The organism is Thermodesulfomicrobium sp. WS (assembly GCF_027925145.1).
Lineage (GTDB): Bacteria > Desulfobacterota > Desulfovibrionia > Desulfovibrionales > Desulfomicrobiaceae > Thermodesulfomicrobium.
Genome location: NZ_AP027130.1, coordinates 1,101,159 through 1,116,905 on the forward strand (window position 1 = coordinate 1,101,159; position 15,747 = coordinate 1,116,905).

Genomic DNA, 15,747 nt, shown 5'->3' on the forward strand with positions numbered 1-15,747 from the left:
CCGGAACGGACGGGGTGCCGGGCCCGCGGGTAAGGATGTTAGCGGGTAGCCACGGCCTTGGAGAGGCCAAGGGCGCGGGTGAATTTGTCGAAGAAGGCGGTATTGTCGTAGTAGCCGGCAAAAGCCTCGGCGCCGACGCCCGTGGCGGTGGTGATGACCGGCACCCCGGTGTGCGAATACGAGGTCCAGCCGATGCCGGCCTTGGCGTTGAGGATATGGGTGAGGGTCACGGTGAAGGGCTCATAGCTGCCGTAGAGCAGGTAGTCGCGGGAACCCTCGTCGATCTTGCCGTTCTGCATGCTGCGGGCAAAGGCGGCCTTGAGGTCGGCGAGTTCGTAATCCTTGAGGAAGAGGTCGTACTTGCCTTGGACCTGCTTGGCGTATTCCTTGTCCGAGGCCGCCTTGGCCATGTCCGCCATCTCTTCGGCCGTGGGCACCTTGAGACCGAAGTGGGCGGTGATGAGCTCCGCTGCTTCCTCGAAGCTCCCTTGGGGATGCGCCTTGCGCCAGGCGTCGAAAATTTCGTCGAAGGCCACGTACGAGACCTTCTGCTGGGTGAGGTTCTTGAGATAGGTGGCGTACTTGGTGCCCGCAAAGCCAATGGACATGCCGCCGGTCTCGTGGTCGCCGGTGACCACGATGAGGGTTTCCTTGGGGTGCTTGGCGGCGAACTCCAGGGCCTTGCCCACGGCCTTCTCCAAGGCGAGCATGTCGTGGATGGCGCTGGCGGCGTCGTTGGCATGGCAGGCCCAGTCCACCTTGCCGCTTTCCACCATCAGAAAAAAGCCCTTGGGATTGTCGAGCATCTCGATCCCCTTGGCGGTGAGATCCGCCAGGGTGAGGTCTTCGGGGGTCGTGTCGATGCTGTAGGGCATGGCCGCCTCGTCCTGCAGGCGCGGTGCGATCACCACCGCCTTGGTGCCGGGCGTGAGGGACGCAAATCCCTGCCGGTCACGTACGAGGGTGTATCCCGCCTTGGTGATGGCCTCGAAGACGTTTTCTTTGGGGCCGTCGCCCTTGGCCTTCTTGCCTTCGGGGTCCAGCAGGCCGCCGCCGGCAAAGTAGTCGAAGCCGCTCTGGGCGAGTTCCAGGCCGATTTCGTAATAGTTCTTGCGGCTTGGCTGATGGGCGTAGAAGGCGGCTGGAGTCGCGTGATCCAGGGAGACGGTGGTAACGATCCCTACCTTGAAGCCGGCCGCCTTGGCCATCTCGGCGAAGGTACGCACAGGCTTGCCCTCCGAGTCCACCCCGAGGCCGGCATTGTAGGTTTTCACGCCACAGGCCATGGCCGTGGCCGCAGCCGCGGAGTCGGTGATGAGGCTCTCGCTGGAGTAGGTGGTGGTCAGTCCCTGTGCGGGGAACTGGGTGAAGTTGAGCTGCTCGATGCCGGGTTGCGCGGTTTTTCCCGCGAGCAGGGCCTTATAGGCCTCGGTGACGTTGATTTGCGAGGCGCTCATGCCATCGCCGATGAAAAGGAACACATACTTGGCCTGGCCCGCCATGGCTGCGGTGCACACCAGCACCTGGAGCAGCAGGGCACAGAAGAGGCGGGCGGCTGCCTGGGACCAGATGGAAGAACGCATGGAAACCTCCTGGAAAAAATGGTGGCAACAACGCCGCCCCTTAAAGGGCAGGCCTGTGGCGCCTGAGCGGCGGTTTGGAGACGTTCGTGCAACAAAAAACCCGGCCTTGGGCCGGGCTCGGGGGCGCGCTAGGATTTGCGCACGCTCTTGTTGATGGTTTCCATGAGCTGGGCCACCAGCTCGGGGTGCTGCTGCTCACCGCCGGCGGCCTTGGGCCAGCGCAGGCGATGGTAGGAGATGGTCGCCTTGGCGGCCAATTGGTGGACACGGGAGATGAGGACCTCTATGGTCTCTTCCGACAGGAAGACATGGCCGCAGGCTGCACACTGCAGGGCCGGGACTTCCTCGAAGCAGAAAAGCTGGTTGCGGCATTCCATCTGATGATTGACCAAGGCTTCGTGCATTTCCTGGCCGCATTTGACGCATTGCATGGCGTTTCCTCCTGGGCGAAAATGGGAAGTGACTTTGTAATGCCGGCGGTAGGCCTTGGCAAGCGCTCCGCTTGCGGGAAACAATAAAATTCAATATATTTGGAGGTATTATGCGCGTTGGTTGGATTGGCGCCGGTGTCATGGGGAGTTCCATGTGCGGGCATGTGCTCCGGGCCGGGCACGAGGTGTACGTGTATACCCGCACCAAGGCGTCGGCTGACGGCTTGCTGGCCGCGGGCGCGCATTGGTGTGCCTCTCCGGCTGAGGTGGCCCAAAAGAGCGAGGTGGTGGTCAGCATCGTGGGCTACCCCCATGATGTGCGCGCCATTTACCTGGAAGACGGGGGCGTTGTGGCCAGCGCCGCGCCGGGGACCGTGCTGGTGGACATGACGACATCGAGTCCGTCCTTGGCGCAGGAGATCGCGGCCGCGGCTGCCGCCCGTGGCATCGACGCCCTGGACGCCCCGGTGTCCGGGGGCGATGTGGGGGCGCGCAACGCCACGCTCTCCATCATGGTGGGCGGCGAGGCCCAGGCCCTGGAGCGGGTGCGGCCTGTCTTGTCCTGCATGGGTTCCACCATCCGCCACATGGGGCCGGCAGGGGCGGGGCAGCACACCAAGGTGTGCAATCAGATGCTCATCGCCGGGACCATGATCGGCATGGTGGAGTCGCTCCTCTATGCCGTATCCGCCGGGCTTTCCATGGAGGATGTCATTGCCGTCATCGGCAGTGGCGCCGCGGGCTGCTGGTCCGTGAACAACCTCGGGCCGCGCATTGCCCGGGGGGACTTCGATCCCGGGTTTTTCGTCAAGCATTTTGTCAAGGACATGGGCATTGCCCTGGAGGAATGCCGACGCATGGGGCTTTTCGTCCCGGGGCTTGCCCTGGTGGAACAGCTCTATCAGGCCGCCATGGCGCAAGGATATGCCCATCTGGGGACCCAGTCGCTGTACAAGGTGCTGTGCGCCATGAGCGGCCGCCGGGAAGACGGCAGCAAATAAGAGGACGCCGATGCGTTGGCTATGGATCGTTGTGCTGCTTCTTGGCAGTGTCCCGGCACGCGCCAGTGATATTCGCAATATCCTGTTTCTCAATTCCTACCACAGTGGATACACGTGGTCGGACACCATCATGGACGGCGCCCGGCAGACGCTTCTGGCAGCGCGCAAGGATGTCTATATCCAGATGGAGTTCATGGATACCAAACGCTTTGCCGATGCCCGGCATCTGGAAGAGCTGTACCAATATTACCGCTCCAAGTTCGCGGGGATCACGTTTGATGTGATCCTCGCTTCCGACAATGCGGCCTACGATTTTGTCCAGCGCTACGGCGATGAACTCTTCCCCGGGACACCGGTGGTCTTTTGCGGGGTGAACGATGTCGCCCCCAGGGAGGTCCTGCATCGGGAGCGCACCACGGGCGTGCTCGAAGAATTCGACATGGAGGCCAATGTGCGCCTCATGCGGGAGTTTTTCCCCAACCGGCATCGCTTGGTGGTCATTGGCGACCAAAGTGTCACCGGTGTGGCCATTGCCAACCAGGTCCGGGCGGCTCTTGCCCGCAATGCCATCCCCATGGAGGTGGAGTTCTGGGCGGAATATACCCTGGAGGATCTGCTGGCGCGCATCCGCCTGCGCGCCGCAGACAGTGTGTTCTTTTTTATCCCATTCTACAAAGTCATTGGAAATTCCGTATATTCTGCCCAGGATCTTTTGCGTATCGTGTGGCAGCAGACACGGGCCCCCTTTTTCAGCGCCTGGAATTTTCTCCTGGGTCATGGCCTTGTGGGCGGAAAGCTTTTGGACGGCTTTGCCCATGGGGCCCAGGCCGCCCAGATGGTCCTGCGGATCTTGGAGGGCGAGAGCCCGGCGCGCATCCCGGTCGTTTCCGGCGCCACGGACCGCTACCGCTTCGACTACCGCATCCTTCAAGAGCTGGCCATCGGCACGGACCGCTTGCCTGCGGGAAGCGAGCTCATCAACGAGCCGCCGGCCTTCTACTCCATTGATCGCCGCCAATTTTGGACCATCATCGTCTCCTTGGTGGTGCTCCTCTGCATCCTGGTGCTGTTGGTGGTCAATATCCTCGAGCGCCGCCAGGCGGAGCGGCGGCTGCGCGAGCAGGTGGCCTTTCTCGGCACCCTCATGCGGGCCCTGCCGCTTCCCATCTACATCACCGACGCCCGGGGCGCCATTCAGGCGGTCAATCCGGCCTTTGAAACCTGGTTCGGGGTGGATGCGGCAAATCTCGATGCCTTGCGCCCGGACGTGCGTGAGCAGCTGACGCAGCCGCGTTTTGCACCCTACGAAACCGAGCTCCCCTACCATGACGGCTCTGCGCGCTCGGTGGTGCTCCACAAGGCTGCGGCGGCCACGGCCAACCTGGGGATTGTGGGCGCGATTCACGACATCACCGAGCGCAAACGCGCGGAAAACGACCTGCGTCTGGCGGAGGAAAAGTACCGCGGCATCTTCGAGAACTCGGCCCTGGGCATCTTCCGCACCACCCCCGACGGCCGCTGGCTGGACGCCAACCCAGCCTTGGCGCGGATGCTCGGCTACGCGTCGGCGGCAGATCTCATGCTCGCCCATCCCAACATCGCCTCCCTCTATTTGGCCGAGGAGGACCGCCGGCGCATCGTGGAACTCTACCAGCGCTCCCACGGCTTGGTGGAGGCGGAGATCCAGTTCCGCCACCGTCATGGCGAGGTCATCATCGCCAACCTCAATGCCCGGTCCGTGCGCCACGAGGATGGCTCCATTTCCCACTTTGAAGGCTTCCTCGAGGACGTCACCGCCAAGAAGGCCGCAGAGCGTGCCCTGGCCGCCTCGGAGGAGATGCTCCAGCTGGTGCTCAATACCATCCCCCAATTGGTGGACTGGAAGGACCGGTCGCTGCGCTTTTTGGGCGCCAACCGCCGGTTTCTCCAATTTATGGGGCTTTCCGAGGTGGGCGAACTCGTGGGCCGCACGTACCGGCAAGTGGCCACGGATCCTTCCTGGGTGGAGGTGGTGGACGAGCTCGACCGCCAGGTCATGGAATCGGGCGAGCCCCTCTATGGCGTGCGACGGCAGACCAGAAACGCCGCCGGCGAGGAAGTGGTCCTGTTGGTGAGCAAGGTGCCGCTGCACGATGCCCGGGGCCAGACCGTGGGAGTGCTCAGCACGGCGGAAGACGTCACCGCCGTGGCCCGGCTGGAGCGCCAGCTCATGCAATCCCAGAAAATGGAGGCCATTGGCACGCTCGCCGGTGGTATTGCCCATGATTTCAATAACATTCTTACCTCCATCATGAACTCCACCGAGCTTGCCTTGGAAGACGTGCCTGCCGGTTCCTTGGTTTCCCAAGATCTAGAGCGGAGCCTGCGCGCCGCGCAGCGGGGCAGCCGGCTGGTCAAGCAGCTTTTGGCCTTCAGCCGGCCGTCCAAGGAGGGGTTTGAGCCCACGGACGTGCGCGAGGTGGTGGCGGAATGCGTGGCCTTGGTGCGGGCGTCGGTGCCGCGCACCATCACGGTGGAATCGCATCTTGAAGAGGACGTCCCCTTGTGTTTGGCTGACCCCACCGGCGTGCATCAGGTGGCCATGAATCTTTTGACCAACGCCTACCAGGCCATTGGCGCTCGGACGGGGCATATCGCCGTGGGGGTGCGGCGCTGTTTTCTCGACGCCACGGCCGCGGCCCCGTTGGGCGTGGAGGAAGGCTCCTACGTGGTGCTCTGGGTGCGCGACGATGGTCCGGGGCTTGCGCCGGAGATCGTGGACAAGATCTTCGACCCCTTCTTCACCACCAAAGGCAAAGGCGAGGGCACCGGGCTTGGGCTCGCGGTCGTGCATGGCATTGTGCACAACCACCGCGGTGGTATCCAGGTGCAGAGCACTCCGTATGTGGCCACGGAGTTTGCGGTGTTCTTCCCTTCCCTTGGGGATGTGTGTCTTTTGGAGAGCGCGCGGCCGTCTCAGGAAATCCAGGGCTCGGAGATCGTGGTCTTTGTGGAGGATGACGAAGACCAGCTGGAGACCATCCCGCGCATGCTCCGGCAATTGGGATACACCGTGCACGCCTTCGCCGACGGGGCGAGTGCCCTTGCCGCCTTGCGCCAGGGGCTTTCCGCTCAGGTGGTGGTGACGGACTTCGACATGCCGCAGATGACGGGGGTGGAACTGGCGCGCTCGCTTTTCGAGGCAGGGCTGCGGCTTCCGGTCATCTTGATTTCCGGGCGCATTCAAGAAAAACACCCGGCCTTTACGCACGTCGAAACCGTACTTCCCAAACCGTACAACCGTGAACAATTGGCCGGGGCCATCCGGCGCGCTGTGGAGCGAGAGACGTCATGGCGGTAGTGCTGATCGTCGACGATGACATCCAGGTGCGTGAGACCCTCGACAGCCTGGCGCGGCGCATGGGGCACCAATGCTTCCATGCCGCCACCTTGGCCGAAGGACGGCAGGCGTTGCAAGACCATCCGGTGGACGTGGTGTTTCTCGATGTGTGCCTGCCCGATGGCAATGGCTTGGATATCTTGGCGCATGTGCGCGCCGCGTCGCAACCACCCGAGGTCATCATCCTCACCGGCCAAGGCGACCCGGACGGCGCGGAGCTGGCCATTCAGAGCGGGGTGTGGGACTACCTCATCAAGCCCTCGCCGCTCAAGCAGATCCGCCTCTCCCTCAACCGCGCCTTGGCGTACCGGGAAGAGAAGATCGCCAAGGCGGCGCCGCAGCTGGACCTTTCGGGCCTGGTGGGCGAAAGCCTCTTGGTGCGGGAAAGCTGCGCCTGCGTCGCCCAGGCCAGCCGCACCGATGCCACGGTGCTCATTACCGGCGAGACCGGCACCGGCAAGGAGCTCCTTGCCCGCATCATCCACCGCAACAGCCTGCGCGCCAGCGGCCAGTTCGTGGTGGTGGACTGCGCCGCGCTTACGGAAACGCTTCTCGAAAGCATCCTCTTTGGCCACGCCAAGGGGGCCTTTACCGGCGCGGAGCGGGATCGGGTGGGCCTGGTGCAGCTGGCGGACAAGGGGACGCTGTTTCTGGATGAGATCGGCGAGCTTCCCCTGTCGGCCCAGAAGGTCTTTTTGCGGGTGCTCCAGGAGCGCACCTTCCGGCCGGTGGGTTCGACCCAGGAGATGCGCAGTGACTTTCGTCTCATCTGCGCCACCAACCGCAATCTGGAGACCATGGTGGCGCGGGGGCAGTTCCGGCAGGACCTCTTCTACCGCATCAATACCGTGCATGTGAGTTTGCCGCCGCTGCGCCACCGCGGCGAGGACGTGATCATCCTCGCCCAGTACCACCTGGAGCGCCTGTGTCGGCAGCGCAACATTCCCGTCAAGACCATGGACGCGAGCTTCGTGGACATGCTGCTGCGCTACGATTGGCCCGGTAACGTGCGCGAGCTCTTCAATACCGTGGAGCAGTCCTTTGTGATGGCCGGGGCTGAGTCCGTGGTGTACGCCCGCCACCTGCCGGCGGCAGTGCGTATCCGCGTGACGCGCTCCCGCATCCAGGAGCGCGCGGCCGAGGAGGATGCGCCCCCTTCGCGGACCGGGCAGGGGCTGCCTTCCCTCAGGGAATGGAAGCGCCGCGCCGAGCGCGACTATTTGGTGCGCCTGCTTGAGGCCCATGGCCGGGATATCGGCCGGCTCCAGGCCGTCTCGGGGCTGTCGCGCTCCCACCTCTATGCGGTGCTGAAGAAGCACAACCTGGATTTGCCGCCCGCTTAAGCCGCGCGGCCGCGGCGTTTACCGTTTACAACCGCGGCCCTCTTGCCTACAAACCCCCATCCCGTGCGGGGCACCCCGGACGGAGAATGCGTCACTATCGTTGAGGATGCCATTATGCGACGGACTATTGAACACGTCGGCTGGGGACAGCTGACGTATGAAATTCGGGCCATCGTGGCCGTAGCCCAGGAACTGCGGGCCATGGGGGTCCCCATTACGTGGGAAAATATTGGGGATCCCATTGAAAAGGGGGAAAAGCTGCCCGAGTGGATGAAGACCATCATCGCGGACTTGACCTTGGAGGATCGCTCCTATGGCTACTGCGCCACCCAAGGCGTGCTGGAGACACGGGAATTTCTCGCCCAAATGGTCAACGAGCGCGGCAGCTACCAGGTCACGGCCGACGATATCATCCTGTTCAATGGTTTGGGCGACGCCGTGGCCAAGATTTTTGGGTTTTTGCGCCGCGAGGCGCGGGTCATCGGCCCGTCGCCGGCATACTCCACCCATTCCTCGGCCGAGGCTGCTCATTCGGGCTACGATCACCTTACTTACGAGCTCGATCCGGACAACGGCTGGATGCCGGACTTGCAGGATTTGGAGAACAAGGTCCGCTATAACGACTCCATTGCCGGGATCCTGTTCATCAACCCCGACAATCCCACGGGCGCGGTGTATCCGTGTTCGGTCATCGAACACATCGTGGATATTGCCCGGCGCTATGACATCTTCGTCATTGCCGATGAGATCTACGCCAATATCGTCTACGAGGGAGAGGAAACCTGTGCCCTTTCCCAAGCCATTGGCGAGGTGCCGGGCATGGCGCTGCGGGGGATCTCCAAGGAATATCCGTGGCCTGGGGCGCGTTGCGGCTGGATCGAGGTCTACAACAAGGACAAGAATCCGGAGTTCAAGGCCTATATCCGCAGCCTGCTCAATGCGAAGATGCTGGAAGTGTGTTCCACCACGCTGCCGCAGCTCTCCATCCCCAAGATCATGGGGGATCCGCGCTATCCTGCCCATCTGGAAGCCCGCCGCCGCATGTTTGCACAGCGGGCGCAGGAAGCGTGGGAGGCATTTCAGAACATCCCTGGGGTGCGGGTCATCAAGCCGCAAGGAGCGTTCTACATGTCCGTGCTGTTTGACGATGGTGTGCTCAACGATCGTCAAACTCTCCCCATTGCCAATGCAGAGGCGCGCAAGTACGTGGAGCGTATTGTGCAGGGGGTGCCTGCGGACAAGCGCTTCGTCTATTATCTCTTGGGTGCGACCGGCATCTGTGTGGTGCCGCTGACCGGGTTTTGCTGTAACCGCAAAGGCTTTCGCGTGACCTTGTTGGAATGTGACGACGCCAAGCGGCGTTGGACATGGCAATCCATCGCGCAATCCATCACGCAGTACTTGGCTTCGGCCTGATACGGGATCCCCATGACGGATCTACCCATTGGGGTGTTCGACTCCGGCATCGGCGGGCTGACGGTGTTGCGCGCCTTGCGGAAGGCTTTGCCTTCCGAGACGTTCCTGTACCTTGGAGATACGGCGCGGCTGCCTTATGGCACCAAGAGCCGGGAGACTGTGGTGCGCTATGCGGTGCAAAGCACCCGTGCCCTGTGGGAGCGCGGAATCAAGCTCCTGGTGGTGGCCTGCAATACCGCCTCGGCAGCGGCCTTGGACGCCCTGCGCGCCGCCTATCCCGGGCTTCCTGTGGTGGGCGTGGTGGGGCCAGGGGCGGAGGCTGCCTGCCAGGCAAGCCGCACCGGACACATCGCGGTCCTCGCCACCGAAGGCACGGTCCGGGGAAAGAGCTATGAGCGGGAGATCCTTGCCCGTCGGCCTGAGGCCAGGGTGTATGGTCAGCCCTGCCAGCTCTTTGTGGCCCTGGCGGAGGAAGGGTGGTTTGACGGCGAGGTGACCCGGCGCACCGCCGAGGCGTACATCCGGCCGCTCCTTGCCCAAGCGCCGGTGGATACCATTGTTTTGGGGTGCACGCATTTTCCGGTACTTGCACACGCCATTGCCGCCGCGGCCGGGCCCAAAGTGACCTTGGTGGACTCGGCCCAGATCACGGCGCGGTTCGTGACCCGGATTTTGGAAGAAGACAGGCTTGCCACGTCCAGGACCACTCCAGGCGCTGTGGCCTTTTTTGCCACGGACAGCGCCGAGCGTTTCGCCCGGGTGGGGAGCCTTTTTCTGGGAGAGCCTATCGACCCAAACGACGTGACCATCCTGGATCTGTGATGCTTTTGGCCGTGGACATCGGTGTGCGTACCGGGCTTGCCCGGCTGAGCCCCCACGGAGAGGTCCTGTGGTGCCGATCCCATAATTTGGGGAACGTGACCCGCCTCAAGCGGGCGGTGCACGCCATCCTGACCCAGGAGACAGGCCTCGAGTGGCTGGCGCTCGAAGGCGGAGGCCGGTTGGCGGAAATCTGGGCGCATGCCGGGCGCGCCCGGGGGCTGCATGTCCTGCAATGCCATGCCCAGGATTGGCGGGCGGACATGCTCCTGCCCCGGCAGTGCCGGGATGGCCGTCAGGCCAAAGCCGCTGCTCGTCGTTTGGCGGAGGCGGCCCTGGCGCGCATGGGGCGGCCGCACCGCACCGCGCTCGATAGTGATGCCGCAGAGGCCGTGCTCCTTGGGATTTGGGCCATGCGCCATTTGGGGATTGCCCCAACGGAGGAAAAACCCATGTATTTTGGAAAACGCCATCTGGAAACGTCCATACCGTGCCGCGACTGTGGGGGGCACCTCACCGTGCAGCGGCTTTGCCGCGAAGTGCGACTGGTGTGCCCCAAATGCCACAAGGCATTTTCTTTGGCGGAATATTATCACGTCCTGGACGAAACTGTTGAGGAATTTCTTGCCAATACCTATGCTGATCGAATCTGAGAGTCCCACACAACCGCGGATCATTCCCCGAAGCGAACATCCCATCTCCCGCAAAAACATCCATCCCGACGCCCTCAAAGTGATGTACCGTCTGGTGCATCATGGATTCCTCGCCTATTTGGTGGGCGGGAGCGTGCGGGACTTGATCTTGGGGCGCACCCCCAAAGACTTCGATGTGGGCACCAATGCCACGCCCAATCAGGTCAAGCGGCTGTTCAAGAACTGTTTTCTGGTGGGGCGGCGGTTTCGGCTCGCGCACATCCGTTTTGGCGAGCATGTGGTGGAGACCGCTACCTTTCGGCGTACTCCAGATGTGGATGAAGACGGGGACGTGTGCCTGGTGGAGGACAATTGCTTCGGCACCCCGGAAGAAGACGCCTTGCGCCGGGACTTCACCATCAATGCGCTTTTTTACAACATCAAGGATTTCAGCGTCATCGACCACGTGGGCGGGCTGGAGGACCTCCACGCCCGGGTGGTGCGCGCCATTGGGGACCCTAACCTGCGTTTTCAGGAAGACCCGGTGCGGATGCTGCGGGCCGTGCGCTTTGCCTCGCGGCTCGGCTTTCATATCGAGCCCGCCACCTACCACGCCATCCTGACGCATCACCGGCAGATCCTTCGGGCGCCGGTGCCGCGGCTCTTCGATGAGCTCTTGCGGCTTTTTGCCTATGGCAGCGCCGAGGCGGCCTTCCGCCTGCTCTATAAGACCGGGCTGCTCCATGACCTCATTCCGGAGATCGCGGACTTTCTCGATCACGACCACGGTCAGGATTCGCGCCTGTGGGCATGGCTTGCCGCACTGGATAGCATGGCGGCCGCATCCCCCGAGCGCGGCACCCCGGCCGTCAACTTGGCGGTGCTTTTGGCGCCGGCCATCGCCTGGGTGGAAGAGCGCTATCGTCGCGCTGCAGAGACCGTCCAGCATGCGGCCTTGGTGCGCGATTTGGCCACTCCGGTGCTGGTGCGTCTGGGCGCGCCGCGGTGGCTTCAGGATCGGGTGATCCTGACGCTCCAGTACCAGAAGCGCTTCGATCCCCTGGCGCGCAAACGCTTCTCCAAGCGCGGCTTTTTGGCTCAAGCCGTTTTCCCGGAGACCTTGGCCGTCTTTGAGGTCGCCTCCCGGTGCGGGCACGGGGACGAGGACGTGCTCCGCTCCTGGCAGGAGCTGGCCCAAAGTGCGCCCTTGCCCGCCCCGCGTCCGGAGAAGCCCGCCCGGCAGGGGCGTCGGGTGCGTCGTCCTCGCCGGGCAGGGGTGCGTCCGGCTTAGGAGCGGTCTTCGTCGGGGTCGGGGCGCAGCCAGCCGGTGCGCTCCACCAGAGCAAAGGCCATGACGCCCAGGACCACGCCGCCCACGGCCTGGATGAGGTTGGGGATGACTTCCGCCAGCGCCCCTTGGAGCCCGATGCTGGGCATCAAGGCTTCTCCCGCAAAATAGGCCGCCACCATGGCGCCGCCGCCCAGGCTCGCCCAGAGCCAGCGCAGGCGTCCGCTCTGCTGGGCGGCCAGGGCGGCCAGCGCTCCTTCCAGCCCCTTGGCGATCAGGGTGAGGGGCGCAAACAGGGCAAAGCCGCCGAACACGTCGGCCGCGGCCGATCCGAGTCCTGCGGCCAGCGCCCCCCACCACAGCGGCCGCCGTCGGGCCACGGTTCCCAAGACGAATCCGGCGAAGATCACCGCCACGTCGCCCACGTTGAAGTATCCGCGGCTGGGCAGCGGCACCCGCACGAAGAGCGTGGTCAAGCACACGAGGATCGTCAGGGTGAGGGTGAGAATACGGGCATTGGTCATGGGTCTTCCTCCTCCAAAAAGGCCATGCGGGCATCGTAGACGCGCATGGTGGTTTCGGTTTGTTGGTACATGGCGGCCAGCGCCGCCACCAGAAGGACCATAAGGCGTCGCGCTTGGCGCACGGCCCAGTGCCCTTGGGCCAGATGCGGATCGTGGCGGGTCAGCCACCACAGCCGCTCCAGGGTGGGGCGGCTTTTGTGGAAAAGGGCATGGCCGATGATGAGAAGGCGACGCCAGCGCTTGGGGATCGGCAAGGCCACCAGGTCGCGCAGATTGATGGCCGCAGCCGCTGCCTGCACACTCCAAAACGAGTTGGGAAACACCACCGCCTTGCGCAGGGAATCGAGGGTCCAGTCCGTGCGCCCGCCGACGCCCAGGGCATCCAAGATCAGACCCATGAGCACGAGCATCCCCACAAAGGGGATCAGAAAGCGTGCGTCCGCCCCCAGGCCCGCCCAGCCGCCGCTTCGCAGGCGCAGGCCCGCAAGCAGCACAAGCACCGTGGTTTGGAAGGCAAGATGGTCATACCACGGCCCAAATACCCCCGCGGCAAAGTACGCCGCCACCAGCGCAGCAAGGATCGTCACCTTGGCGCCGCCCTTCATGGTCGGACCTCCTCGATGCGGACATCGCGGCCACGTCGGGTCACCTTGAGGCAATGGGTCCTCGGCCAGGGCCGCGGCTGATGGGAGACCAGGAAGGCTGCGGCCACCGGCAGGGCGAGCAGCCGCTGCATCTCTTCGGGAGTCAGATGGCGGTCGGTTTCATCGAGAACCAGGACATCGTCTGCGCCTGCGTCGGCGGCCCATGCGGCTCCCAGGGCCCCTTGCGCGCGCGGCGCCGGCATCCCCTGGGCCGCCAGGGTTGCGGCAAGGACGTGGGCCTGGAGGGCAAGATCCTGGGCCACGAAAAATACCCGCCGTCCCTGTTCCTCAAGGCGGGGCAGGAGCACGCGTTCCAAAAACACGGTCTTGCCCGCGCCGTTGTCGCCCATCACCTGGACGGTGCTGCCCGCAGGCAGGGCGATGGCGGGGACGTGGAAGGTGAAGCCTGGCGGATCCACGTATGCTTCCCAGGGCCCGAGGTTCATGGGGCTTCCTCCATGAGGATGGTGGCCTGGGGCAGGGTTTCGGCCAAAGCGGTCTGCAGCCGGGCGCGGTTGGTGGCGGACAGGGCGGCTTGGGCGCGGCGCAGGTCAAAAACGAAGGGCGGGCGCTTGCGGCAGATTTCCGCCCAGAGCCCTGCGGCCAAGAGCACCTGTTCTCCGCCGGAGTAGCTGTGCACCGCGCGCTCCAAGTCCACCTCGATGCCAAAGCGCTTTCCCCATTGGACAAGCGCCGCGGCAGCGGCCTTAGGGGTTTGGGCAAAGAGCAGAATTTCGTTGCTGAGCGTGGTCGTCACCCATAAGGTGTCGGCGTCCAAGGAAAGTACAGGCAGGGAGGTGGGCATGGATGGTCGCGTCAAATACAGTATTGAATGTTGGCTCTATCATCCCCGTTCGGGCCGGTTCTTGCTGCTCTTGTGCCCTGCCACCTCCGTGCACGGCGAGTACTGGCAGCCGGTCACCGGAGGCAGGCTCCCCCATGAAGATCCCCGGGCCGCCTGCGTGCGGGAGGTGGAGGAGGAGACCGGAGTGGTTTTGTCTCCGGAGTCTCTGCACGAGGTGCTCGAAGAATTTTGCTTCTGCATCCCGGAAACCCAGGTAGAGCTGCGCAAGCCCGTGTACCTCGCGGCCGTGGAGAGCACTGCAGTGCGCGTCTCGTCCGAACACCTGGACGCCGCCTGGTTTGCGCCGGACGAGGTGCCTCGGCTTTTGGGCTGGGATTCTTACCGCCAGACCTTTGCCGTGGTGCGCGAGGCGGCGGCGCAGCGCTTGGCCGACACGCCTTAGGGCATGCGGGCCACGGCGGCGAGCATCTGGCGCACCTCCGGATGGTTCCAGTCCGCGCCGCCGACGTGCGCGTACACGATGCGGCCTTTGCTATCCAAAATATAGGTCAGCGGCAGGGTTGTGGCCTTGAGCGGCTCCGGCACGTTCCCCAAAAAGGCGTACAGGGGCATGCGCAGGTTCTTGGCCACAGGATGGCGGGCGATGTCTGCCGGGTCCTCTTCGCTCACACAGTAGACCGCAACGTCACCGTCCTTCCAGAGTGCCTCGAGGGAGGGCATTTCCTCGCGGCAGGGCGGGCACCATGTGGCAAAGAGGTTGAGCACGGTGACCTTCCCGCGCAGGTCGGCGCAGGAGATGGTTTTCCCGGCAAGATCTTGGAATTGGCAGGCAAGGTCCGCCACATTGAGGCCGATGACCCCGCGGGCGGCTGCTTCCGAGCGCTTGAGGGCCGCGGCCTGGCGGGCGGCCTCCTGGGCCGTTTCTCGCCGGGCTTCAGTATCGCTTCGCAGCATCTGGGCGGACCAGGAGCCGGCTATAAGCTCAATGAGCATCACGGTGATGGCGCCGACCAAAAAACCGGCAACCGAATGTTTGGTGATGATGGCCATTACTTCCTCGTGGAACTGTTGGGTGAGACCAGGGCAGCGATTTCGTCGGCACTCAAATGGCGCCAGGAGCCGGGCGGTAAGTCCCCGAGGCGCACGGCGTCTACTCCTACTCGCCGAAGGCGCAGGATGACAAGCCCAAGGTCTCGGCACATGCGGCGGATCTGGCGGTTGACCCCCTGGCGCAGGGTCATGGTGAGGAGGGTATTGGGGCCTTGGCGTTGGGCAGAGACCTCCACCGGACGCAGGCGCTCTCCCTCGGCCAGGCGCATGCCGTGGCGCATGGTCTCCAGGGCGGCGGCAGGGACCTTGCCGCGCACCAGCACTTGGTAGCGTTTGGAATGCTCGAAGCGGGGGTGGGTGAGGCGCAGGGCAAGATCACCGTCGGTGGTGAGCAGCAGCAGCCCCTCGGACATGACGTCCAGTCGGCCCACGGGAAAGAGGCGGCGGGAGGTGAGCTCCGGCGGCAGAAGATCGAGGACCGTGGGCCGACCCTGGGGATCGCGGGCTGTGGTGACCACCCCCACGGGCTTGTGGAGTACGATGACCACGTGCTGTTGCGGCAGCTCCAACGGCCGACCATCAAGGGTGACGGTGTCGGCGGGCAAAACCCGCCGGCCCGGCTCGCGGCAGACGTCGCCGTTGACCATCACCCGGCCGGCAAAGATGAGCTCGTCCGCCCCCCTGCGGGAAGCTGCCCCGGCGGCGGCCAAGAAACGGTTGAGGCGCAGTGCTTCCATGACCGAAGCCATAGAGCGCAGCGGCATGGGGGGCAAGTGGAGGCGTGGCGTCTTGCCTTGATTTTTCCCCCCCCTGCCGGTAGGCGTGGACGGCT

16 protein-coding genes are annotated in these 15,747 nt (G+C 64.1%); 8 read left to right on the top strand and 8 right to left on the bottom strand.

Features of this window, described 5'->3' with window-relative positions; translation table 11 throughout:
• Window positions 1-38: 38 nt before the first annotated feature.
• Window positions 39-1,583, bottom strand: coding sequence for an alkaline phosphatase (locus QMF81_RS05300; protein WP_281752729.1), 1,545 nt, complete (start codon window positions 1,581-1,583; stop codon window positions 39-41).
• 128 nt (window positions 1,584-1,711) lie between these two features.
• Window positions 1,712-2,014 (bottom strand): YgiT-type zinc finger protein, encoded by a 303-nt coding sequence (locus QMF81_RS05305; RefSeq protein ID WP_281752731.1) that lies wholly within the window; start codon window positions 2,012-2,014, stop codon window positions 1,712-1,714.
• 110 nt (window positions 2,015-2,124) lie between these two features.
• Here QMF81_RS05305 and QMF81_RS05310 point away from each other — a divergent pair, with 110 nt between their 5' ends.
• From QMF81_RS05310 to pcnB, 7 genes are all read left to right on the top strand, one after another.
• Window positions 2,125-3,015 (top strand): NAD(P)-dependent oxidoreductase, encoded by an 891-nt coding sequence (locus tag QMF81_RS05310; protein ID WP_281752733.1) that lies wholly within the window; start codon window positions 2,125-2,127, stop codon window positions 3,013-3,015.
• A gap of 10 nt (window positions 3,016-3,025) precedes the next feature.
• Window positions 3,026-6,355, top strand: coding sequence for an ABC transporter substrate binding protein (locus QMF81_RS05315; protein WP_281752735.1), 3,330 nt, complete (start codon window positions 3,026-3,028; stop codon window positions 6,353-6,355).
• The gene (locus QMF81_RS05320; RefSeq protein ID WP_281752737.1) at window positions 6,346-7,737 is read left to right on the top strand and encodes a sigma-54 dependent transcriptional regulator; all 1,392 of its coding nucleotides are present in this window, start codon (window positions 6,346-6,348) and stop codon (window positions 7,735-7,737) included. Before QMF81_RS05315 ends, QMF81_RS05320 begins: the two co-directional genes overlap by 10 nt.
• A 114-nt stretch (window positions 7,738-7,851) precedes the next feature.
• On the top strand, window positions 7,852-9,153 hold the full coding sequence (locus tag QMF81_RS05325) for a pyridoxal phosphate-dependent aminotransferase (RefSeq protein ID WP_281752739.1): 1,302 nt from the start codon (window positions 7,852-7,854) through the stop codon (window positions 9,151-9,153).
• A gap of 12 nt (window positions 9,154-9,165) precedes the next feature.
• On the top strand, window positions 9,166-9,975 hold the full coding sequence (gene murI, locus QMF81_RS05330; protein ID WP_281752741.1) for a glutamate racemase: 810 nt from the start codon (window positions 9,166-9,168) through the stop codon (window positions 9,973-9,975).
• Window positions 9,975-10,625, top strand: coding sequence for a dual CXXC motif small (seleno)protein (locus QMF81_RS05335; protein ID WP_281752935.1), 651 nt, complete (start codon window positions 9,975-9,977; stop codon window positions 10,623-10,625). Before murI ends, QMF81_RS05335 begins: the two co-directional genes overlap by 1 nt.
• Window positions 10,609-11,895 (top strand): polynucleotide adenylyltransferase PcnB, encoded by a 1,287-nt coding sequence (gene pcnB, locus QMF81_RS05340; RefSeq protein ID WP_281752742.1) that lies wholly within the window; start codon window positions 10,609-10,611, stop codon window positions 11,893-11,895. The genes QMF81_RS05335 and pcnB overlap by 17 nt, the downstream gene beginning before the upstream one ends.
• Here the strand turns inward: pcnB and QMF81_RS05345 are convergent.
• Genes QMF81_RS05345 through QMF81_RS05360 form a run of 4 tightly spaced genes read right to left on the bottom strand, consistent with a single transcriptional unit; the run spans window position 11,892 to window position 13,865 of the window.
• The gene (locus QMF81_RS05345; RefSeq protein WP_281752744.1) at window positions 11,892-12,416 is read right to left on the bottom strand and encodes an ECF transporter S component; all 525 of its coding nucleotides are present in this window, start codon (window positions 12,414-12,416) and stop codon (window positions 11,892-11,894) included. The two genes, pcnB and QMF81_RS05345, sit on opposite strands and share 4 nt — an antisense overlap.
• Window positions 12,413-13,021, bottom strand: coding sequence for a hypothetical protein (locus QMF81_RS05350; RefSeq protein ID WP_281752746.1), 609 nt, complete (start codon window positions 13,019-13,021; stop codon window positions 12,413-12,415). The genes QMF81_RS05345 and QMF81_RS05350 overlap by 4 nt, the downstream gene beginning before the upstream one ends.
• Window positions 13,018-13,506: a hypothetical protein gene (locus tag QMF81_RS05355; RefSeq protein WP_281752748.1), complete on the bottom strand. Its 489-nt coding sequence runs from the start codon at window positions 13,504-13,506 to the stop codon at window positions 13,018-13,020. The genes QMF81_RS05350 and QMF81_RS05355 overlap by 4 nt, the downstream gene beginning before the upstream one ends.
• Window positions 13,503-13,865, bottom strand: a complete 363-nt coding sequence (locus tag QMF81_RS05360; RefSeq protein ID WP_281752749.1) for a hypothetical protein — start codon at window positions 13,863-13,865, stop codon at window positions 13,503-13,505. The genes QMF81_RS05355 and QMF81_RS05360 overlap by 4 nt, the downstream gene beginning before the upstream one ends.
• Here QMF81_RS05360 and QMF81_RS05365 point away from each other — a divergent pair.
• Entirely contained in the window at window positions 13,864-14,307 is a 444-nt protein-coding gene (locus tag QMF81_RS05365; RefSeq protein ID WP_281752752.1) for an NUDIX domain-containing protein, read from the top strand. The two genes, QMF81_RS05360 and QMF81_RS05365, sit on opposite strands and share 2 nt — an antisense overlap.
• Here QMF81_RS05365 and QMF81_RS05370 read toward each other — a convergent pair.
• Entirely contained in the window at window positions 14,304-14,915 is a 612-nt protein-coding gene (locus QMF81_RS05370; RefSeq protein ID WP_281752754.1) for a TlpA disulfide reductase family protein, read from the bottom strand. The genes QMF81_RS05365 and QMF81_RS05370 overlap by 4 nt on opposite strands.
• Complete coding sequence (locus QMF81_RS05375; protein WP_281752756.1) at window positions 14,915-15,679, bottom strand: pseudouridine synthase; 765 nt, start codon at window positions 15,677-15,679, stop codon at window positions 14,915-14,917. Before QMF81_RS05375 ends, QMF81_RS05370 begins: the two co-directional genes overlap by 1 nt.
• Window positions 15,680-15,747 lie beyond the last annotated feature (68 nt).